The sequence below is a fragment of the Lysinibacillus sp. FW301-JW8 genome, from assembly GCF_058788755.1.
On record NZ_JBYTBB010000154.1, the window covers coordinates 275 to 687 of the forward strand.

The 413-nt window shown below is 43.8% G+C and carries 1 protein-coding gene; it reads right to left on the reverse strand.

Annotated features, from left to right (window positions below):
• Positions 1–413: InlB B-repeat-containing protein (locus AC3WOM_RS26695; protein ID WP_492449216.1), on the reverse strand; the 413-nt coding region annotated here is incomplete at both ends.

Here is a 413-nt window from a genome sequence, read left to right on the forward strand (position 1 = left end):
GTATCAGCCGTGATTACATCTATCGCAAAGTCCCATTCGGTTGCAAGGGCACTTTCCTTAAACCAGCCTGCAAATGTATACCCTGCCTTACTCGGTGCTGTTGGCTTTGTCACTTTTTCATTATAGATTACTGAGTCAGATCCCACTGCTGAACCACCGTTTGTGTTAAATGTTACGCCATAACTATTCACTGTCCATTTGGCATAGAGCATTGTATTAGCCGTGATTACATCTGTCGCAAAGTCCCACTCGGTTGTAAGGGCACTTTCCTTAAACCAGCCTGCAAATGTATACCCTGCCTTACTCGGTGCTGTTGGCTTTGTCACTTTTTCATTATAGATTACTGAGTCGGACGCTACGACTGAACCTCCGTTTGTGTTAAATGTTACGCCATAACTATTCACTGTCCATTT